Source organism: Kocuria soli, from assembly GCF_003797835.1.
Taxonomy (GTDB): Bacteria; Actinomycetota; Actinomycetes; order Actinomycetales; family Micrococcaceae; genus Kocuria; species Kocuria soli.
Map to the genome: position 1 here is coordinate 217,374 of NZ_RKMF01000003.1, position 18,841 is coordinate 236,214.

General features: G+C 68.2%; 19 protein-coding genes. 9 read left to right on the top strand and 10 right to left on the bottom strand.

All coding sequences use genetic code 11. From position 1 onward, the window contains the following. Window positions 1–31 precede the first annotated feature (31 nt). The 6 genes from EDL96_RS03800 to EDL96_RS03825 form a co-directional block, all read right to left on the bottom strand. Window positions 32–1,108: a cupin domain-containing protein gene (locus EDL96_RS03800; protein ID WP_199732525.1), complete on the bottom strand. Its 1,077-nt coding sequence runs from the start codon at window positions 1,106–1,108 to the stop codon at window positions 32–34. A 122-nt stretch (window positions 1,109–1,230) separates the two neighbouring features. Further along, the gene (locus EDL96_RS03805) at window positions 1,231–2,199 is read right to left on the bottom strand and encodes an alpha/beta hydrolase (protein WP_158609490.1); all 969 of its coding nucleotides are present in this window, start codon (window positions 2,197–2,199) and stop codon (window positions 1,231–1,233) included. A gap of 104 nt (window positions 2,200–2,303) precedes the next feature. Beyond that, window positions 2,304–3,194, bottom strand: a complete 891-nt coding sequence (locus EDL96_RS03810) for a LysR family transcriptional regulator (protein ID WP_123824482.1) — start codon at window positions 3,192–3,194, stop codon at window positions 2,304–2,306. Window positions 3,195–3,201: 7 nt separating this feature from the next. Further along, a complete protein-coding gene (locus EDL96_RS03815) occupies window positions 3,202–3,999 on the bottom strand; it encodes a carbon-nitrogen hydrolase family protein (protein WP_123824483.1) in 798 nt (265 codons plus the stop codon). A 267-nt stretch (window positions 4,000–4,266) separates the two neighbouring features. Continuing rightward, on the bottom strand, window positions 4,267–5,850 hold the full coding sequence (locus EDL96_RS03820) for an HNH endonuclease signature motif containing protein (protein ID WP_158609492.1): 1,584 nt from the start codon (window positions 5,848–5,850) through the stop codon (window positions 4,267–4,269). Between the two features lie 303 nt (window positions 5,851–6,153). After that, window positions 6,154–6,762, bottom strand: a complete 609-nt coding sequence (locus EDL96_RS03825; RefSeq protein ID WP_123824485.1) for a hypothetical protein — start codon at window positions 6,760–6,762, stop codon at window positions 6,154–6,156. 82 nt (window positions 6,763–6,844) lie between these two features. Here EDL96_RS03825 and EDL96_RS03830 point away from each other — a divergent pair, with 82 nt between their 5' ends. Genes EDL96_RS03830 through EDL96_RS03850 form a run of 5 tightly spaced genes read left to right on the top strand, consistent with a single transcriptional unit; the run spans window position 6,845 to window position 12,263 of the window. Beyond that, entirely contained in the window at window positions 6,845–7,567 is a 723-nt protein-coding gene (locus tag EDL96_RS03830) for a CDP-alcohol phosphatidyltransferase family protein (protein ID WP_233568665.1), read from the top strand. Beyond that, complete coding sequence (locus EDL96_RS03835; protein WP_123824486.1) at window positions 7,564–8,583, top strand: phosphatidate cytidylyltransferase; 1,020 nt, start codon at window positions 7,564–7,566, stop codon at window positions 8,581–8,583. Before EDL96_RS03830 ends, EDL96_RS03835 begins: the two co-directional genes overlap by 4 nt. Window positions 8,584–8,638: 55 nt before the next feature. Beyond that, window positions 8,639–9,586 (top strand): helix-turn-helix domain-containing protein, encoded by a 948-nt coding sequence (locus tag EDL96_RS03840; protein ID WP_123824487.1) that lies wholly within the window; start codon window positions 8,639–8,641, stop codon window positions 9,584–9,586. Further along, a complete protein-coding gene (locus tag EDL96_RS03845; RefSeq protein WP_233568666.1) occupies window positions 9,583–10,563 on the top strand; it encodes an ABC transporter ATP-binding protein in 981 nt (326 codons plus the stop codon). The genes EDL96_RS03840 and EDL96_RS03845 overlap by 4 nt, the downstream gene beginning before the upstream one ends. Then, entirely contained in the window at window positions 10,560–12,263 is a 1,704-nt protein-coding gene (locus EDL96_RS03850; RefSeq protein WP_123824488.1) for an ABC transporter permease, read from the top strand. The genes EDL96_RS03845 and EDL96_RS03850 overlap by 4 nt, the downstream gene beginning before the upstream one ends. Here the strand turns inward: EDL96_RS03850 and EDL96_RS03855 are convergent. Then, window positions 12,260–13,219, bottom strand: a complete 960-nt coding sequence (locus EDL96_RS03855; protein ID WP_233568667.1) for an arsenic resistance protein — start codon at window positions 13,217–13,219, stop codon at window positions 12,260–12,262. The two genes, EDL96_RS03850 and EDL96_RS03855, sit on opposite strands and share 4 nt — an antisense overlap. A 199-nt stretch (window positions 13,220–13,418) precedes the next feature. Here EDL96_RS03855 and EDL96_RS03860 point away from each other — a divergent pair, with 199 nt between their 5' ends. The 3 genes from EDL96_RS03860 (at window position 13,419) to EDL96_RS03870 (ending at window position 15,409) form a co-directional block, all read left to right on the top strand. Continuing rightward, window positions 13,419–13,745 (top strand): GNAT family N-acetyltransferase, encoded by a 327-nt coding sequence (locus EDL96_RS03860; protein WP_158609494.1) that lies wholly within the window; start codon window positions 13,419–13,421, stop codon window positions 13,743–13,745. Continuing rightward, complete coding sequence (locus EDL96_RS03865; protein ID WP_199732526.1) at window positions 13,742–14,830, top strand: pirin family protein; 1,089 nt, start codon at window positions 13,742–13,744, stop codon at window positions 14,828–14,830. Before EDL96_RS03860 ends, EDL96_RS03865 begins: the two co-directional genes overlap by 4 nt. A gap of 312 nt (window positions 14,831–15,142) precedes the next feature. Then, complete coding sequence (locus EDL96_RS03870) at window positions 15,143–15,409, top strand: DUF1540 domain-containing protein (protein ID WP_123824491.1); 267 nt, start codon at window positions 15,143–15,145, stop codon at window positions 15,407–15,409. Window positions 15,410–15,524: 115 nt separating this feature from the next. On the opposite strand, the gene EDL96_RS03875 is transcribed toward EDL96_RS03870, so the two are convergent. After that, window positions 15,525–16,403, bottom strand: coding sequence for a CBS domain-containing protein (locus tag EDL96_RS03875; protein WP_123824492.1), 879 nt, complete (start codon window positions 16,401–16,403; stop codon window positions 15,525–15,527). A 207-nt stretch (window positions 16,404–16,610) separates the two neighbouring features. Between EDL96_RS03875 and EDL96_RS03880 the strand changes: the two genes are divergently transcribed. Beyond that, window positions 16,611–17,168 (top strand): methylated-DNA--[protein]-cysteine S-methyltransferase, encoded by a 558-nt coding sequence (locus EDL96_RS03880; protein ID WP_158609496.1) that lies wholly within the window; start codon window positions 16,611–16,613, stop codon window positions 17,166–17,168. A 6-nt stretch (window positions 17,169–17,174) separates the two neighbouring features. On the opposite strand, the gene EDL96_RS03885 is transcribed toward EDL96_RS03880, so the two are convergent. Continuing rightward, window positions 17,175–18,056 carry a PhzF family phenazine biosynthesis protein gene (locus tag EDL96_RS03885; protein ID WP_123824494.1) on the bottom strand — a complete coding sequence of 294 codons (882 nt, stop codon included), beginning with the start codon at window positions 18,054–18,056 and terminating at the stop codon, window positions 17,175–17,177. A 73-nt stretch (window positions 18,057–18,129) separates the two neighbouring features. Next, window positions 18,130–18,771 (bottom strand): Gfo/Idh/MocA family protein, encoded by a 642-nt coding sequence (locus EDL96_RS03890; protein ID WP_407656900.1) that lies wholly within the window; start codon window positions 18,769–18,771, stop codon window positions 18,130–18,132. Window positions 18,772–18,841: the final 70 nt, after the last annotated feature.

An 18,841-nucleotide genomic window follows, 5' to 3' on the forward strand; every position in this document is an offset into this window, starting at 1 on the left:
GCGTCCGTGGCGGGCGCCGGAGACTCGTCCGTCAGAGACCGGGTGCGCGGGTCCGCTCGGGAGGCGGCCCGGTGACGACCAGGTCCAGATCCGGATTGGCCTTGATGCCGCCGATCACCACGGACGGGTCGATGAGACCCTCGGTGTAGACGTGGTCCTCCGTGTCCACCCCCGTGACGTCGAAGAACGGTTCGAAGACGTTGCCCGTGAGCACCCCGAGCATGCGCGTCTGGTGGGCCGCGAAGGCGAAACTGTGCACCGTTCCGGCAGGGGCGTGGACGTAGTCGCCGGCCGTCAGCAGGATTTCCTCTCCGTTGACCCACAGCCAGATGCGGCCGGAGAGGCAAAAGAAGTTCTCCGTGTGGAGCTGGTGGAAGTGCCGGATGATGTAGGGCGCGGGCGCTCCCAGGGTGGCCACGGAGAAGTACCGGCCGCCCGTCGTGCGCCCGCGTGAGCTGAAGGCGTTGAGCGAGTCCGGCCAGCCGCGGCGGTCTCCCTCCAGTCCGCGGATCATGTAGGGCTCGTTGCCTTCGGGGAGATCCGCGTCCCAGGCGTCGTCCGCGCCGAGCAGTTCCAGGTCTCCTTGGGCTACCGACCCCAGTGGCGGGAGGGCGAGACCGGCGTCCGTGGTCGTCCCCGCTGCGCCGGCCGGGTACAGGTGATGTTCCACCTGATCCTCGCCGCTGATCAGCTCGTCCAGGGCCCCACCCGGTGCGCTGAAGAGCAGGAGCTTGGACAGGTGGCCGAGCAGGCGGTAGGCGATCGGTGTGCCTTCCGGGACGTGTACGGAGTCCCCGGGGCCCAGAACACGGCTGCGGCCGGGGAGCCAGACCTGAACCTGGCCCTCGAACACGTAGTAGGACCGCTGGTGCCGCGGGAGGCTGTGGGCTGCGGCCCCGGTGCCGCGCGGTCCGCGGATGAATGCCGCATCGAAGGAACCGCCGGTGTCCCCGGCCCGGGCGATGATCGTCCAGAGTTGGCCGTCCCGCTCGAACCGCAGCCCTTCGCCGTTGGCCACGTAATAGGGCAGCGGTTCACCCGGGAGGGCGTTGAAGAGTGGCTTGGCTTCCTGAACGGTTTGGATGCGCGCCTCATCGGGTTGGGTCACGGTGTGTCTCCTGTCGGGTTGGAGTTGGGTTCACGTCGGGTTCGGGCAGGTTCGAGCGGGTTGGGGTCGGGCGGCTTGGAGTCAGGTTCGAGCGGATATGGAAAGCACTTGGTCCAGGCCGGTCACGGCCGCCCGAGGTGCCGCCGGAAGAAGTCGTCCACGGTCGGGAAGCCGAAATCAGCCGGTACGGGCTCCGCACCGCTCGGGCCGTGGAAGGTTCCGGGGGCCTCACCGGCGGCTTCCAGGCGGCCGTCGTCCATGACCTCCGCCATCCGGACGTCCAGCCGTCCCGGGGGATTGAGGAACCCGTGCTTGTATCCGTCCAGGAGGTAGAGCTCGCTGGTCACTCCGGCGTTCGTCAGGGCTTCGTGCAGTTCCAGCGACTGACGGTGCGTGACCAGGAGGTCGCCGGTCCCGTGCGAGAGCTGGACCGGTGGGCATTCGGGCGTCACACGATGCAGCGGGCTCGCCTCCCGGGCCTGCTCGGGGAGGGATTCGGGGGTTCCGCCGATCAGCCGGGCCTCGGGCGATCCGGGATCGACCTCGCCCGCGGGTGAGCCGTTGACGGGCACGGTCAGGTCCACGGGCGGGTAGGACGCGGCCACGGCCTGCATGTCCGCGCGGACAGGTCCTGACGACGGCGGCTGGTCGCCCTGTCCGTCGTCGTCGACCTCCCCCGGGAGTCGTTCCAGGTGACCGGTCAGTGCGGTGAGCAGCGCGAGGTGACCGCCCGCGGAGGCTCCCCAAGTTCCTACGCGGGCGGGGTCGATGCCGTACTCGGCGGCGTGGGTGCGCAGATGCCGCACCGCGCTGCGTACGTCGTGGAGTGGGGCGGGGAACAGTGCCTGCCCGGAGAGCCGGTACTCGATGCTGGCGAAGGCCATACCGGTCGCCTGTGCCCGCTGGGTCAGGTCCGGTGCCAGCGTCCGGTCGCCGGTGAACCAGCCTCCGCCGTGCAGCCAGAGCACGACGGCGGGAGGTTCGGCGCTGTCAGCGGTGCGCTCGGGCAGGTAGAGGTCGAAGAGGAGGTCCTGACCGTCGCGGTGGGTGTGGACCAGATCTCTGTGGATCGTGACTCGCGGATGGGGCATGCAGCCCATGGTGTGACAGGAGCCACTCGATCACCAGACGGAAGTTCGGGACGATCCTTCGGATGAACTGGACAATCCCTCGAGGCCTGGGTGAACCCGCGAGTTCAGGCCTGCTCGGTGCCGCGCCCCGGGAAATCATCCGTCGGTGCCAGGGCCGCCCGGACGAAGTGGGCAACGACCTCGGAATCGTCCTCGGCCCGGTGGCTCAGATACGTGGTGGCCCTTGGCCCGTCCTGGATCGGGACGAAGCGGACCCCGGCATGGGCGTGGGTCTCCCGGACGGACTCGGCGGCCACGTTGACCCCCAAGCCGGCACCGCACAGTTCCAAGGCCTCGTCGAAGGTCGCTGCGTGGTGCCGCACGTCGAGTGGCCCGTACCCGTCGAGCCACCCGCTCACCCGGTCCCCGTTGCTCACGGGTGCGATGAATGCCAGACCCACCACTTCCGCCATGGCGACGGCGGCACGGTCGGCCAGGGGATGATGCGCGGGCGTGACCAGAACGCAGTCCTCCTCCCGGACGGCGTGGGAGGTGAACTCTCGGGGCGGTTCGCCTTGGGTTCGTGCGGTGAACAGGCAGTCCACCGTCCCGTCGCGCAAGGCGTCGTAGCTGTTGAGGAATCCGAGGTGTTTCACCTTCCAGCGGGTTCCGGGCATGGTGGTGGTGGCCCGCGCCAAGACGTCACGGAACCCGAGGCCCGGGACCATCAGGCCGATGGTCAGCTCCGTCGACTCCTGCGAGCGGGTCCACGCCACGACGTCGTCGTGGGCGGCAACCGCGCGTTGTGCCAGGTGAACCAGCTGGACCCCGTGGGGTGTGAGCTGCACGCTGCGCGAGGTGCGGTGGAACAGGGCGCGGCCGGTGCGTCGTTCGACGGTCTTGATCTGCTCGCTGAGCGCCGACGGGCTCAGGTTCAGTTCGCGCGCGGCGGCACCGAAGTGCAGGGTGTGGGCCACCGCGAGGAAGCAGCGCAGCTGGTGGGTGGTGATGTCCACGCGCGGGTCACAACCGGTTGTTGGCCAGCACCGGGATGGAGTCGCGGACCGTTGTGACCTGGGCCAGATCCAGGTCCACGGTCACCTGGTCTTCTCCGCCGTCGAGCCGCACGACGTCGCTTCCGTCCGGTGCGATCACGGCACTGTGCCCCACGCCCAGGGGAGTCTTGGTGGCCTCACCTTCGTGCGCGAGGTCGCGCACCGCTTGCCCACAGGCGACCACGTAGGAGGTCGAGTCCAGCGCCCTGGCACGAGTCAGCAGATCCCACTGCCGGGCCTTGCCGGGCCCGTCCCCCCAGGATGCGATCACGACGACGACCTGCGCGCCGTCGCGGGCCAGCCGCGTGAACAACTCCGGGAAGCGGAGGTCGTAGCAGATCGCCAAACCCACCTGAGTGCCTCCGACGTCCACGGACACGGGTGTGCTGCCCGGGACGATGCCCTTGGACTCCTTGAAGCCGAAGGCGTCGAACAGGTGGATCTTGTCGTAGGTGACCGGGTCCTGACCCGGCCTGAAGACGAACAAGGTGTTGGCGGTGCGCTCGTCCGAGGCGCTGGGCGTGAACGACCCCAGGATCACGGCCACCCCGTGTTGGTCGGAGGCATCTTGCACGCTCTTGTGGAAGCGGTCCGCAGAGGTCCGTGCGAAGTCGGCGAACTTGCCGTCGAACGAGCACGCGGCGGCCTCCGGGAACACCACCAGGTCGGCACCGTCACCGGCGGCCTGTGCGACAGCGGCCAGCACGCACTCGAGGTTCTGGTCGACGTCCGGGGTGGAGTTCAACTGGGCGATCGAGATCTTCATGCGTGCTGTACCGCCTTCCACGTGGTGCGTCACAACGGGTGGTCTCTGGTGCGAGCCGTGTGGGTGCTCGTTTCGTGCCACTGAGCCGCACCGTGCGCAATGCCGAGCCCCTGTCGGGTTCGCTTGTCCACGATGCTCCCATGATCTGGCCACCTCGGCCCACCCGGGAGGCAGGTGCGTGCCGGGTGGGCCGTTCCAGTACCCCGCGCCTGCCTCCGTGTCTGTGTTGCCCGTACCTGCGCCTCTGTCTGCCTCGGTACGGGACGTTCAGAACGGCGGGGGATCGTCAGGTGCGGCACCGGCCCGGAGTAGCGGCGGGCCCGTTGCCGCGGTCCCGCCCGCAAGCCACTCGGTGGTGGCTGAGGTAGCAGCTCCCGGGACCGTTCGACGGACCACGCCCGTGGGCGATCGCCATTCCAGAACCCCGTGGCCCAGGTGCTGCACCCGCCAGGCCCCAAGTGCACCGTCGTCGTGCTTGATGCGGTGGTGGTGTCGGCACAGGTGGGCCAGATTCTCTGCATCGGTGCTGCCACCGTCCTCCCAGGCGACCGTGTGGTCGACGTCGCAACCCGTGGCGCGACGCCGACAGCCCGGGAACCTGCAGGTATGGTCGCGCTCCGCGAGCAGACGGCGCAATCCGGCGGGAACGGTGTAGGTGGCCCGGCCGTGTTCGATGACCACTCCGGTGTCCGGGTGGGTCAGCAGGCGTTTCCAGGACGATGAAGCCGCCGCGATCCGCAGGGGGTCGCCCGGGCTGATCGGCCCGTAGCCCTGGAGGTGTGCCCCGGATTCTTCGACCTGAACACGGGTCGCGACTCCGAACAGGTCAGGGTCGTGAGCGACGAGATCCGCCGCGGGCACCGTGATCGAGACCTGTCCCCTGATCCCGCGCGGAATGCCGGAGCCCTCCGGAAGCTCTCCGTCCAGCAACAGATCGCCCAGTACATCTGCCCGTTTCTCTCCGACCAGTCGGTGATCGTCGTCGAGGGTTCGGGCCATGGTGTCGAGTCGGGTCTTGATCGCTGTGGCGACGGAAGCGTCCAACACGGCGTTGAGGTAGGCCAGGCCGTCATCCGCGGGCGTGACCCACACATTGCGGTGCCGACGGGCGCTCGCGCACGCGCGCCGGTGGGCGGCGGACCCCAGCTTGGCTCGGCGGCGTCGGGCGTGGTCACCCAATTGCGCCACGCTCGTGTGAGGCGCCCGAGTCAAGAGTTCTTGCACGAGTTCCTGCGCCTCCCGCCGAGCTTCCGCGGGGGAGGTGACCGGAGGCAACTCGTCTTGGGTGGTCGCGGTTTCGATCTGGGCGGCGGTCGCGGAGTCTTCGGTGCCCACCCCGTCCAGGAGCGCTCGCCAGGTGCGGAGAAGAAGGCGGGCGTGCGCCCAGGTGATCCGGCCTTCCTCCAATGCCTCCAAGGTCTCCGGCAGATCGCCGGCCAGGACCAGGGCTTCCTCCACGGTGGCACGGGCGGTTCCGGAGGGAAGCATGAGGGCCACGCCCACCTCGGCAGCGACGTCGCGCAGCACCAGGTCCGTGCTGGACTGCGCCAACGCGGTTGCCACGGAGGCCACAGGCCCGACCTGGGCCCTGGGGCCCTTGGTTCGGGTGAGCTCGTGGATCCAGGCGTGCTCGGTGTCCCCACGGCGGGCCAACGCGTAGGCGTACAGCTCCGCAACCCTTCGCAGGACCCGGCCACGTGATGCTGCTTCCGTGCGCGAGGCCTCCCGTAGATCGTCCACCAGGTGGGCCGCCGGTTCCCCGTCGATGTGAATGAGTTCGGAGCAGGGCGCAGGGTCTTCCGGCCAGGAGGGGTCGGGCTCGTAGTCCTCCGCACCGTCCCATGCGGGCAAGGCTTCGACTCCCTGGGGCGCGGACCACTCAGGCGTCGTGTGGTTCAGCGGGGCCAATGCGCAAGGACCAAGTTCGACGAACGTCGGCACCGGGTAACGCGACGGCAGGGAACGGGGCGGCAGGACATCGGATGGCTGGGAGCTGGAAAGCACGGAATAGGGAAGCGGGGAATGGGCCGACAACGATTCCCCACCGTCGCTGAATCCGACGGTGGACTGGTGCTGTACGAGGGACAAAAACCCCCGCTGACCTGCCCTTTCCATGACCTGAGTCTTCCACGGGGGTCAGACAACACAAGGCGCCTACTCCCGCCCCACCGACCGGAAGAACCACGTGTAGAACGCACCCCACTCCACCAGGAACACCGCCTTCTCCGCCCGTTCGGGCGTCATCCACGGCAGGCGTGACAGCCCCCGGCCCGGGTCAGTGATCCCGGAACGGCGGGCAACGGAGGCCAGGGCCCCCACCGCCCCCGTGACCATCACGAACCGCGTCATCCTCGTCGGGACGGACCAGGTCAGGAACCCGGGAAGCCCCAACCCCTGGACACCGGCCGACCGCGCGTAGAGCTTGTACGGCGTCCCCGTGAAGGGGCCGATCATCAGTGCCGGGAGCCCGTGCTCGCTCATCTGCCGGTCCACCTTGGCCACCATGGCGACGCTGATCGCGGGGATCCTGCGCGCCAGGTCGGCTGAGCGTTCAGGCGGAGTCCGTGCCGCCCACCCGTGGACCACGCTGCCGCCGAGCAGAGCGCCGGCCGTGGCGCTCGCCGTCGTCGCGAACCCACGACCGGGCCTGCGCAGCGCCAGATAGGAGGTCCAGGCGTCCGGGACCACGAAGAACACGGTCGCCTCCGCCACGCCCCACCCGAAGGCCACCGCGTGATCCCTGGCGCAATGTCGCAGAACCATGACCCACCCTCTCGAGTATTTGCGTATGTGAAGCATATGCTGAAGGTGCCCTCTGAGCACCACCCGCGGGAGAGGATCCACCGTGACGCAGCATCCCGGGCCCGATTCCCGGCCCGATTCCCAGCCGGACGACGGCGAACGCACCATGCGCCGCGTGGTCCCCCAGCGGACCACATCCTGGGCCCGCCGCGCGGCCGTCACCCTGCAACGTGTGGGGCTGACCCCCAACATGATCTCCGTGGCCTCGGTGGTCGTGGCCGCCGTGGGTTGCGTAGCCCTGGTTCTCGCAGGGATCCACGACGGCGGAGTCACTCGCGTCCTGCTCCTGCTCACCGCCGCCGTGTGCGCACCGCTGCGCCTGCTGGCCAACATGCTGGACGGCATGTTGGCCGTGGAAGGTGGCATGAGTTCACCCGTGGGCGACCTCTACAACGAACTTCCGGACCGGCTCTCGGACATCCTGTTCCTGGCCGGGGCGGGTTATGCGCTGGCCGAGCTGCCGGGTGGCGTGGCACTCGGCTGGATCGCGGCCACGCTCGCCGTCCTGACGGCCTATGTCCGTTCCCTGGGCGCGGCGCAAGGGCTGTCCAACCACTTCGAGGGCCCCATGTCCAAGCCCCGGCGCATGTGGCTGTTAGGGCTGGGTTGCCTGGTCGGGACGGTGGAGACCGTGCTCCCCGGGCAGCTTCCCTGGGGATTGGGCCTCATGGTCGCTCTGGCCTTGATCGCGCTCGGCTCGCTGGTGACCGTCCTGATCCGGTTGCGCATCATTGCCCGTGAACTCAACGCAAGGGCTGCCCGATGACCTGGGTGAGTGAATTGTTCGCCGGAAGCCAGCACATCGGCATGGTCTCCGGACAGTCCGCGTGGCTGCTGGGAGGTGCCGTCGTAGCGCTGGTCCTGGCCACCTCTGTCGTCACTGCCATCACCGCACGTCTTCCGGAGGCCAAAGCCACGTTCTCCAAGGAACTGCGGCAACGCACCTGGGCGTGGTGGATCATGATCGGCGCACTCGGAGCGGCGCTGCTGGCGGGGGAGACCGCCGTCGTGGTCCTGTTTGCCGTCCTGTCCCTGATCGGCTTGCGGGAGATGGCCGAGTTGCTGCCGGAGCGTCGCCAGGACCGCCACACCATCATGTGGCTGGCAGTCATCACCCCGCTGCACTACTGGTTCCTGTGGGAACACTGGTACGGCATGTTCGCGGTGTTCATCCCCGTGTACGCGTTCCTGTTCCTCCCCGCCCTTGCCGCGTTGCAGGGGCGAACGGAGAACTTCCTGTCCCGGGCAGCCAGCGTCCAGTGGGCCCTCATGGTGTGCGTGTACGCCGTGTCCTACGTGCCCGCGTTGCTGCAGCTGCCCATCGCCATGGAGTTCGGCCGCGCGCGGGCGGAGGGGTCCGCGCCCGGCCTGGGTGGCGGGCAGGGAGCCGCCCTCATGCTGTTCCTGGTCATCGTGGTCCAGGGCTCGGACGTCCTCCAGTACGTGTGGGGCAAGTCCCTGGGCAGGCACCCCGTGGCGCCGTCGGTGAGCCCGAACAAGACGTGGGAGGGGTTGATCGGTGGGGTCCTCACCGCCACCGCGCTGGGCGCCCTGTTGTGGTGGGCCACTCCGTTCACGCCGTGGCAGGCGGCGGTCCTGTCCTTCATCTCCTGCGCGATGGGATTCCTGGGCGGGCTGGTCATGAGTTCCATCAAACGTGACCGCGGGGTCAAGGACTTCGGCTCCGCCATCCCCGGTCACGGCGGCATCATGGACCGGTTCGATTCGCTGGTGTTCGCCGCTCCCGTGTTCTTCCACCTGGTGCGGTTCTTCTTCGCCTGACGCAGGTCTGGCGCGTCTTTGACTGTGACGCGACGTCACGGCGCACCATGTGCACATGAGGATCAAGGAGGCGGCGGAGCTGACCGGCACCACGGTCCGCACCATCAGGTGGTACCACAGGGAAGGACTGGTCCCGATCCCGCCCGTGCGCGGCGGCTACCGGGACTACCAGATCGAGCACGTCGCTCGAGTCCTACGGGTGCGATGGCTGGCGCAGGCCGGTCTGTCCCTCAGCGCCGTCCGTGACCTCCTGGCGCAGGACCCCGCGGACGACGTCGACGACGTTCCCGAGGCTCCCGGTGCCCAGCGCCCCGCGGATGGCCCGGCTCTGGGCGACCTTCACGCCGCCCTGGAGAACATCGACGGGGCCATCGAGGAACTCCACGGGCAACGGGAACGCATCCTGCAGTTGATCGACTCGGCGGAGTCCGGGAAGGGCCTTTCGTCGGTCCCCGCCGAGATCGGCGTCGTCTACGACCGACTCGAAGCGGCCATTCCGGATGATCCGCACATCCAACGGGTACTGCGCCGCGAACGCCGCATGGCCGAGATGCTCACCCAGCGCGGGTTCATCAAGAGCGACGTGATGCAGAAGCTCTCCATGGACACCCGAACCATGGACGAGTGCGCCGACTTCCTGGTCCGTTTTGTGGCCATCCGGGACGTACCGGCACCCGAGCTGGAAGCCAGCATCCAGGCGTTCGTCGACGAGGTACTGACGTGGTGCAAGGCGCACGGCGACCTGATGAGCCTCTACCTGAGCGTGGTTCCCGGGTGGGCCACTCCGGCGGTCCGCTCCGTGGTCATGCGCATGGTCATGCTCGAGTACCGCGATCCCCGCCAGCGCGAAGTCATCAAACGACTCCTCGAGGGCCTCAACGACCTCGTGGACGAAGGCCATTTCGCGGTACCCCCGCACATCGATTCCCCACTGCCTGTCACCGAAATCGGACCGGTGGAGCCCGGCTCCCTCAGCAACCAACAAGCAGGAGCGCTCAAGTGAGTCACGTTGCAGCCACACCGAATTCCCTCGGCCAGGGCGCCGGGATCTCCTCGCCCACCGCGGCTGAAACCCCGGTCCAGGTCACGGGTCTGGTCAAGAGCTTCGGCTCCCTCAACGCCCTGGACGGTATCGATCTCACCGTTCGGCGCGGCAGCATCCATGGCTTTCTGGGCCCCAACGGGGCGGGTAAGTCCACGGCCATCCGCGTGATGCTCGGGCTGTACCGCGCCACCTCCGGTTCCGTGCGCGTGCTGGGCATGGATCCGGGGCGCCAACCCGCGGAAGTCACCAGGAAGGTTTCATACATTCCAGGGGACTCGGCGCTGTGGCCCAATCTGACCGGCCACCAGGTGCTGGACGTCCTGGCCGGGCTCCGCGGGGCCCGGGACAAGTCCCGCGAAACCGAGTTGATCGAGCGGTTCTCGCTGGACCCCACAAAGAAGGTCCGTTCCTACTCCACCGGCAACCGACGCAAGGTGATGCTCGTGGCCGCCTTCTCCGCGCCCACGGAACTACTCATTCTGGACGAGCCCACCTCTGGCCTGGACCCGCTCATGGAGCAGGTGTTCCAGGACTGCGTCAAGGAGGCGGCGGCGGAGGGCCGCACCGTGCTGCTGTCCTCCCACATCCTCAGCGAGGTCGAACGGCTCTGTACGGACGTCACCATCATCAAGGACGGCCGGGTCGTGGAGTCCGGCACCTTGAGCCACCTCCAGCACCTGGCCGCCGTCGAGGTCACGGTCCACGACGACGACGAAACCCTCACCCGCCTGGCCGCAACCCTGCACGCCCGCGGGGTGGATCCCAAGGCGTCCGCGGCTCGACCCGCCGCCGGCGTGCTGGACTTCCCGGTCGAACGGGACCTGCTGCCCCAGGTCCTGGCCGAGGTCGCGGCGGCGGGGTGTACGGACGTCACCGTCGCCTCCGCGTCGCTGGAAGACCTCTTCCTGCGCCACTACGAGGTGGACGCGCGATGACGCGGGGCCGCTTCGGACTGTGGCCGGCCACCCGGTTGATGCTCCGGCGCCATCGCGTGGCCCTGGTGGCCTGGACGCTGTCGCTGCTCCTGCTGGTGGGCATCACGGTGCCGTCCTACCAAACGACGTACCCGGGCCTTGAAGAACGCGGCCCGTTGGTCCAGCAGATGCAGAACACGGACGGCATGCGCCTCATCTACGGGATCATGCACGGCCCCGGCAGACTGGGGCAGTTGTTCGTGTGGGAGGTCGGCGCCTACGTCATCCTGCTGACCTGCATCATGGCGCTGCTTCTGGCCGTGTCCTGCACCCGTGGCGAAGAGGACGCGGGGACCTTGGAACTCGTCCGGGCCTCCGGTGTCCGCACCGTGACGCCGTTGATCGCAGGCATGGTGTTGGTCTTCACGGCCTGCCTGCTGGTCGGCGGCGGATCCGCAGCGATCCTGTTGGCCCAGATGGCCTCGACCTCGGAACTCACCACCCAGGGTGCCTTGGCTTTCGGCGGCGTGACGGCCCTCTCCGGGTGCACGGTCGGCTTGGTGGCCATGGTCTTCGCCCAGCTGCGCGGGGAAGCGAGGGGGGCCCGTGCCTGGTCGTTCCTGTTCGTCGGCGTGACGTTCCTGCTCCGGATTCTCGCGGACGAGGCGATCAGCAACGACGACTGGCCCCGGTGGCTGCGCACGTTAAACTGGTTCTCACCGTTCGGGTGGAAGGAAGTGGTGTCCCCGTACACGGAGGACCGTATGTGGCCGCTGTTGGTGTTCGTGGTGGTCGACGTCGTCCTGGTCATGGCCGCGGTCGGCCTGTACTCGGCGCGTGAGTACTCGCGTTCGGTTCTCCCGGACAGCTCCGCGAGCTCACGACGGCTCCACGTCCCCGGGGTGGAGGTCTGGACATGGATCGACGCGCGCTCGCAGATGGTGGGGTGGTCCGTCGCAATTCTGGTGGTCGCCGCCCTGTTCGGCTCCATGACCGGTGGGCTCGTGGAGACCCTGCGGGACAGCGAACCCACGCGGAAGATGCTGGAACAGATGTCGGCCTCGTCCGGCACGGTTCCGGGGGCGTCCTCCGAAGACCTGGCGAAGGCTGCGGAAGCGCTGTCTCCGGAGAGCCTCCTGGGGCAGTTCTACGAATTCCTGGGCCTCTACGTCGCGTTGCTGGTCGCGATCTTCGCCGTCTCCGTGGTGCTGAAGTGGCGCGGGGAGGAGAAGGTGGGACACCTGGACCTGGAGCTCACGGCGGGCACACGCCACTGGCGGTCCCTGCTGGCCCGTTGCCTCTGGGCGGTCGTGGCTTCGGTCGCGGTGCTGGCCGCTGCCTCCGCTCTCATGGGCTGGCTCGGTGAGATGCAGATGGCCGAGGAAGTCGGGGCGGGGAAGTCCTTCGAACTGTCGATGACCTCAACATTCGGTCAGGTCCCGGCGGTGGTGGCGGGGATCGGCGTCGTCGCCGTCTTGATCGCGGTGGTTCCGCGGTTGTCCGGGGCGATCTGGGCGGTCATCGCGGGCTCGATGTTCCTGCAGATGTTCGGTGGGCTCGTGGACCTGCCGGGCTGGCTGCGTGACCTTAGCCTGTACGCCTGGGCACCGTCCGTGGGTGAAACCTGGCACTGGCCCCAGATGGTGCTGCTCACGGGAATCGGCGTGCTGGGCATGGCCGTAGCCGCCGCGTCGGTCGGTCGCCGGGATGTCAAGAGCTAGAGTTCCCCACCCGTCTCACGGCCCTCCGCCACCCTGGACAACCGCGGCGCGATCCGCACCAGCACCACCAGGGCAACCAGTTCCACCATCGTCTGGGTCACGACGACGAGCGCTGCCGCCTCCGTCCCGGGCGGCAGCGCCAACGCGAACGGGAGGACCACCAGGGAGTTGCGGGCCACCGCGCTGAACATGACGGCGCGCGTCGAGGGCTCGGGGAGACGGAACAGCCGCCCGACGGCCAGCCCCGCCGTCGTCATGATCAGCACGAAGGCGACGAACAGCGGTACGACCGCCATGATCTGGCCGATCTGCGAACCCACCGCGGCCGATTGCGAAGCGGTGACCAGGAACAGCACGGCCATGACCGTCGGCACCATGAGTGCCTGACCGATCCGTTCCAGGCGCGGTGCCCGGAGCTGGACGAGGACGGCCAGGCCCAGCGGCAGGAGGAAGACCCACAGCAAGGTGGTCAGGAAGGGGCCCGCCGTGAGATGGAGGCCCACCCCAGGCCCACCGATCAGCATGAGCAGAGCGGGCAGCAGGAGCATCTGCGCCAGCATCAACGTGGGGGAGGCCGCGGTCATGCGCGCCCGGTCCCCGCCAGCCAGGCCCGTGAAGACGATGACCCAGTTAACGCACGGGGCCAACAGCACCAGCAGCAGGCCCGTGAGTACCGCCCGGTCGTGTACGACGAAGCGGCTCAGCACCCACACCACGACCGGGGCCACCAGGAAGTTGACCAGCAACAGGACACCCAGGAAGCGGAGATCCCGGAAGGCCGCGGCCAGGTGTACCAACGGAATACTGAGAAACGTGGACAGCAGCAGGAGGGCGATCGCTGGATTCACTGCCGGCTCCAGCCTCACCGCCGAGGGGAGCAGGTGGCCGACGAACATCCCGATGACCAGCGTGAACAGGTACAGCACCGCCTGATGGCGTTCCAGCCACGCTGTCACGGGCCCTCCGTCCACGGTGTGATCGATCGTCCGAAACGTGAGCCGCGGTGGCACCCACGCTCCCGTCCCCGACGGACATGGTGGCATGCTGAAGGAATATCGGCGGCCGCGTCCGCCTTTTCCCGTCACGTCACCCGCGGCTTCGCGCGCTGCACCTGAAACGCATCGCGCAGCGGACCCTGGACCGAAAGGGCACACCATGACGCAGACCCCAGACTCCCGGTACTCCCTGCGCCACAACCCGTCGGGTACCGCGGTTGAGCTGCTCGACGACGACCAGGTCATAGGTGAGGTGAATTACCTGGAGGTCGAGCTCCCTGACGGTTCCTCGGCCTGGGACCTGGTGCACACGGGTGTCCGGCAGCAGTACCAGAACCAGGGACTGGCCTCCGATCTGGTGCGCTTCACCCTGGAAACAGCGCAGGCCGGCGGCCACAAGATCATCCCCACCTGCCCGTACGTGGCTTTGTGGCTGCGGCGGCACCCCGAATTCGCGTCCTCCGCCGTTCAGGGCGAGGGCCGGTGAGCAACACCGAACCCGTCCCCCTGGAGACCCTGTGCCGCTCCGTCGGCGGCGAGCAGGTCGAGCTCCTGTCGCCGCGAGCCGTGCCGCTGGGTGGCCCGCGGGGGATGACCGTCCGGCGGACCTTGCCCCAACGTCGGCGTTCCCTGGTCGGAGCGTGGTGCTTCCTGGACAGCTACGGGCCGGATGACGTGACCGTCACCGACGGGATGAACGTCGCCCGACATCCCCACTCGGGGCTGGCCACCGTGTCCTGGCTGTTCACCGGATCCATCGACCATCTCGATTCCGCGGGGAACAGGGCCCGGGTTCGCCCCGGAGAGATGAGCCTGATGCTGGCGGGCCGCGGCATCACCCACCAGGAGTACTCCACCCCGGAGACCACCGTCCTGCACGGGGCGCAGCTCTGGTACGCGCTGCCCGATGCCACCAGGGAACAGGAGCACGACTTCGCGCACTACGCGCCCGAACCCGTGCGGGGGCCAGGGTGGAGCCTGCGCGTGTTCCTGGGTTCGCTCGCGGGGAGCACCTCACCCGTCGATCCCCGAACCACGCCGCTGCTCGGCGCGGAGGTGCACCTGGAACCCGGCGCCGCCTGGGACGTGGAACTCGATCCGTCCTTCGAGTACGCGGTGCTCGTGGACAGCGGGGCAGTGCGCGCCGACGGCGTGGATCTCCCCGTCGATCACCTGGCCTACTTCCCGCCGGGGCGGCAGACTCTCACCCTGACCACCACCCACGACGGCGGCCCCGCCCGGCTTCTTCTGTTGGGCGGGGAACCATTCGGCGAGGACATCGTGCTGTGGTGGAACTTCGTGGGGCGCAGTCACGAGGAGATTGCCGCCTACCGGGCCATCTACCAGCACGAAATCGGGGCCGGGGCTAGGGACGGGGCTAGGGACGGGGCCGGGGACGACGACGAGCGGACCCCACCAGCGGAGCCATTGCCCGGCGTCGACCCCGCGGTACTGGCGGCCGCCGGGTTCTCCTCGTCGGACGCCCCCCGCTTCGGCCCCTATCCGGACGACCAGCCCGCGGCACTGCCCGCACCGCCTCTGCCCAATGCCCGCCTGCGCCCGCGGGGCTGACGGCGGCACCGTTGGCGGGACGTGAACCCCGCCAGCGGGCTCCCGCCACCGACCTCGGTCGAATTCGTTTCAGCACGGCAGTGTTCGCTTATTCGCGGACTTGCCAAGTGTGCGGACATTCCTGCTTGTCAGATCCATAAGATGGTATTGCGCAATACGATAATGCGCTAATGCTTGTTAGGGATTCCTTGCTTGTGTTAATGCCTCAGCGATTAATAACCTGTCGGTACGTGATTGTGAAACTTTCACACCGAAACCATGCTGTACGGGGCCTCGTGAACCGCTCCGCGGCAACCGATCAAGGAGACCGCAATGGCTACCGTCACCGACGTCAAGACCTGCACCGTCACCGCGTGCGCCTACAACAACGAAGGCTGTACCGCAGAAGCTGTGACCATCACGGATTCCGGTTGCGCCACCTTCATCTCCCTGGACGCTCACGGCGGACTGCCCACCGCGGAAGCACACGTGGGTGCCTGCCAGCGCGCGAACTGCAAGTTCAACCAGGATCTGCTGTGCACCGCATCCGCGATCACCGTCGGTGATTCGGAGGCCTGCATGACCTTCGAGGCTCGCTGAGCCCGACCCGCGATCGTTCGCGGTCGGTGACCTGATCGCCGACCATGACGTGAGCCCCCGTACGCACCGACACGTGCGTACGGGGGCTCACGTCATGGTGACGGACAAGGAGCGCTCAGATGGCCCTTGAAGCGCTCGCGACCACCTCGTGCAGACCCTCGACCAGGTCCTCGACCGAACGAGCAGGGCGCTCGAGGGGCACGACGACCGTTTCGCGTCCGGTGCCGTCTGTCACCAGGAACGAAAGGTCGCGGTCCGTCACCGCCACCGGGTAGGCGCGCCCCGTGGCGCAGTGCGCGTCACCCGGCGCGTCTGGGAACGCGGCGGTCAGTGACGACGCCGCGCGAAGTGCAGGCACGATCTCCGTGAGGTGAGTTCCCCATCGGCACCGCAGGGCTTCAATGGCCTCGAGCTCCTCGACCGGGCTCGGCCAGGCCGCACGGGGTCGGAGTGCCTCGTGGTCCAGCGAGTGGGATCCGTGGACGTGATGCACGGTCATCTTGAGCGGCTCCACGTGCCACAGCTGGGCATCCGGCCAGCAGGCCAGTGCTCGCGCGATCTCCGTGGGGAGCGGCCCTTCGGACAGAACGGCGAGTTCCTCGTCCTCCGAGCATCGGGTGAGCATGACGTGGCCGGAGAGCTGGGAGGTGTTCATCCGAACCTCGGGCAACGGTGCATCGGCCTTGATAGTCATCGCCACCCGCTGTGGCCTGCCCACGGGCATTTCCGGCCAGGCATCCTCCGTGGGGGCCGCCACCAGGTAGCGACTGCCGTCCGCCGCCGCTCCGTGCAGTGCGGTGTCCAAGGTGTAGCCGCGTTCGCCGTCGTGGCAGACCACGACGGCGCTGCCGGCGCCGTTGAGGAGTCGGGCCGCGGCTGCAGTCGCGGCCATGTCCAAGTGACAGGGCGCGGACGTGGGGCGAGCTGTCGTGCGCTCGCGATTCGAGTGCGCGCTGCTGATCCGAGTGCTCGCGCCTTCGCTCGAGGTGGTCATCCGGTCTCCAGGTGGTTCTCGTGGGCACGTCCCGGCAGTCTCTTGAGCCCGGGCGATGCGTGCCGACGGTGTGCCCGGCGGCACGCAGTGAGGTGAACCTAACCTGCGGGTCCGGGTGGCCGTCAAGGCTTCCGCACCTATTACGCAACACGTCCGTGTGCTAATTCCGTCGCCTGTTCAGGTTCCCGACGTGCCACGATGGACACCATGCTTCTGCCCACGTATCCGGCCTGGACCTGGATCGACACCCCCATGGGGTGGATGCTCGTCGTCACCACCCGGCGGGGAGTCGTGCGCACGGAGTTCTCCGCGCCCGACGGCAGCCAGCTGCCCCGCGAGGGTGACGTCCTGCCGGCGGTCACCGCCGCGTTGGAGGTGGAGCCGGAGCGGGATGCCAGGGGGTTGTCCGATCTGACCTCACGAATGGAGGCATGGTTCGCCGGGGACCGAACGGATTTCGGCGTGGACGTGGACCTGAGCCTGTCTCACGGGTTCATGCGGCGGGTGTGTGAGGCCATCCAGGAGATCCCGTTCGGGGAGACCGTGAGCTACGGGGAGGTTGCTGCGATGGTCGGTTCACCGTTGGCCGCCCGCGCGGTTGGAACCGCCTGCAAGAACGTGCCGGTGGCCCTGTTCCTGCCGGTGCACAGGGTGGTTCGCGCTGACGGGACTACGGGGGAATCCCCGGATTCCCCATGCCACCGGCGCAATCTTCTGATGCACGAACGGGCCGTTCTCGGTCGCGGCAGGTCGCCCTGGAACTGAGTTCCCTCAGAACTCCACGGTGCCGTGAATCGTGACCCGTGCCGGCCCTCCGACCCAGATGTCCTCGCCATCGCTGCGCACCTGCACCCGTCCCTCGCGGCCCAGGACGGTTCCCTGAGCGGCAACGTACTCCTCGGGTGCGCGTCCGGCCGGGATGAGCCAGGTGGCAAAGCCGGCGTTGAGACTGCCGGTCACCGGATCCTCGCGCACGGTGCCTCCCATGCTGATCAGGGCCCGCACTTCGACGTCGGCCCGCGCGGCGCCGCCGGCTGCTTCCTGACCCGGTCGTGCGTCGGACGTGTGCGCTCCCAGTAGTCCGATCCGGAGATCCTCACGGGTGAACAAGGCGCTGTCCGGGGTCACGTCCAGCACGGTCTGTGCGTCCTGGAGGACCAGGCCCAGCCATCCCGGTCCGTTGTCCACCCACTGGGCGGCCTGGATCTGACCAGGAGCCAGTCCGAGGGCGGCCCGTGCCGTGGCCAGGGTGGCCGAGTCAACCTCACCCGAGCGGATCAGTGCCGGTGCCGCGAAGGCCAGGTCGCCGTCGTCGTCGATCAGGAGGGTGACCAGGCCGATCTCGCATTCCTGGACCAGCTCGCCTGCGGTGCGGGGCTGTCCGCCCGCGTCGAGCCACGCGCGGGCGGAGCCCAGCGTGGGGTGTCCGGCGAAGGGGAGTTCCTCGTCCGGGGTGAAGATCTGCAGCTTGTAATCCGCGGCCGGGTCCGTCGGCGCCTGCAGGAACGTGGTCTCTGAGAGATTGGTCCAGTTGGCGAACCGGGACTTCTGCTCCTGGGTCAGGCTGTCTGCGTCATGGACGACCGCCACAGGGTTGCCGCGGTGCGGCGTGGCCGAGAAGACGTCCACCTGGGAAAACTTGAAAGTGGTCACTCGGAGAGTATGCCCCGGTCGTGCCCATGGTTGTCATCTGACTTGGTATCCGACCCGCCGGCCCATGCGGTGCTCAAGCCTGGTCGGAGGGGAACCGAACACCGATCTGCGCCCGGACCGCGTCCAGGACGGCAAGGGTTCCCAGGGACGCTGCCTGGTGCCGCGCCAGCGCCTCGTCGTCCCGCTGGCCTCGGGGTGCGTCGGCCAGGCGGAGGAACTCGAGGAGTTCGTAGCGCATGTTCTCGGGTGCCCCGGACCCACCGCCGTCGCCGTCGACGGTGACGACGTCCGTCGACCCGTCCGTCCCGTGAAGGACCAAGTTGCGTGGGGTGGTGACCGAGTCGATCTCGAGCGTGGCCCGCTCACCTTCGATGGTGCTGGACAGGGGAGACGTCGTGATCTTGGAGTAGTGGAGGCTCACGGAGAATCCGGCGGGGGAGTCGAAACCACACAGCACGGTGCCGGCGCCGTCGGCACCGGATCGCAAGATGGTCGCCGCCGCGTGAATGCGCTCCGGCACTCCCCACAGCGCGACCATGGGGTGGGTGCAGTACGTTCCGATGTCCATGAGCGCCCCTGCGCCCAGCGAGGGATCGAAGATGGCGGGAGTCTCACCGGCCAGGAACTTCCCGTACCTGCTCGAATACTGGCACAGGCGTAGCCGAGGTTCTGCAAACGCACTCGCCTGTGAACATGCGCGTGCGCGCGGTTTCAGTCTACTCCCATCTGTGGACGGTGACCTTGCCGACTGTGCGGCCGTTCTCGACCAACTCGTGCGCCTCGCG

Excerpts from the sequence above, each read along its gene's own strand:
- EDL96_RS03850 (WP_123824488.1), top strand. The coding sequence starts at position 10,560 with ATGACGCGGGGCCGCTTCGGACTGTGGCCGGCCACCCGGTTGATGCTC.
- EDL96_RS03825 (WP_123824485.1), bottom strand. The coding sequence starts at position 6,762 with ATGGTTCTGCGACATTGCGCCAGGGATCACGCGGTGGCCTTCGGGTGG.
- EDL96_RS03840 (WP_123824487.1), top strand. The coding sequence starts at position 8,639 with ATGAGGATCAAGGAGGCGGCGGAGCTGACCGGCACCACGGTCCGCACC.
- EDL96_RS03880 (WP_158609496.1), top strand. The coding sequence starts at position 16,611 with ATGCTTCTGCCCACGTATCCGGCCTGGACCTGGATCGACACCCCCATG.
- EDL96_RS03835 (WP_123824486.1), top strand. The coding sequence starts at position 7,564 with ATGACCTGGGTGAGTGAATTGTTCGCCGGAAGCCAGCACATCGGCATG.
- EDL96_RS03860 (WP_158609494.1), top strand. The coding sequence starts at position 13,419 with ATGACGCAGACCCCAGACTCCCGGTACTCCCTGCGCCACAACCCGTCG.
- EDL96_RS03875 (WP_123824492.1), bottom strand. The coding sequence starts at position 16,403 with ATGACCACCTCGAGCGAAGGCGCGAGCACTCGGATCAGCAGCGCGCAC.
- EDL96_RS03805 (WP_158609490.1), bottom strand. The coding sequence starts at position 2,199 with ATGCCCCATCCGCGAGTCACGATCCACAGAGATCTGGTCCACACCCAC.
- EDL96_RS03870 (WP_123824491.1), top strand. The coding sequence starts at position 15,143 with ATGGCTACCGTCACCGACGTCAAGACCTGCACCGTCACCGCGTGCGCC.
- EDL96_RS03815 (WP_123824483.1), bottom strand. The coding sequence starts at position 3,999 with ATGAAGATCTCGATCGCCCAGTTGAACTCCACCCCGGACGTCGACCAG.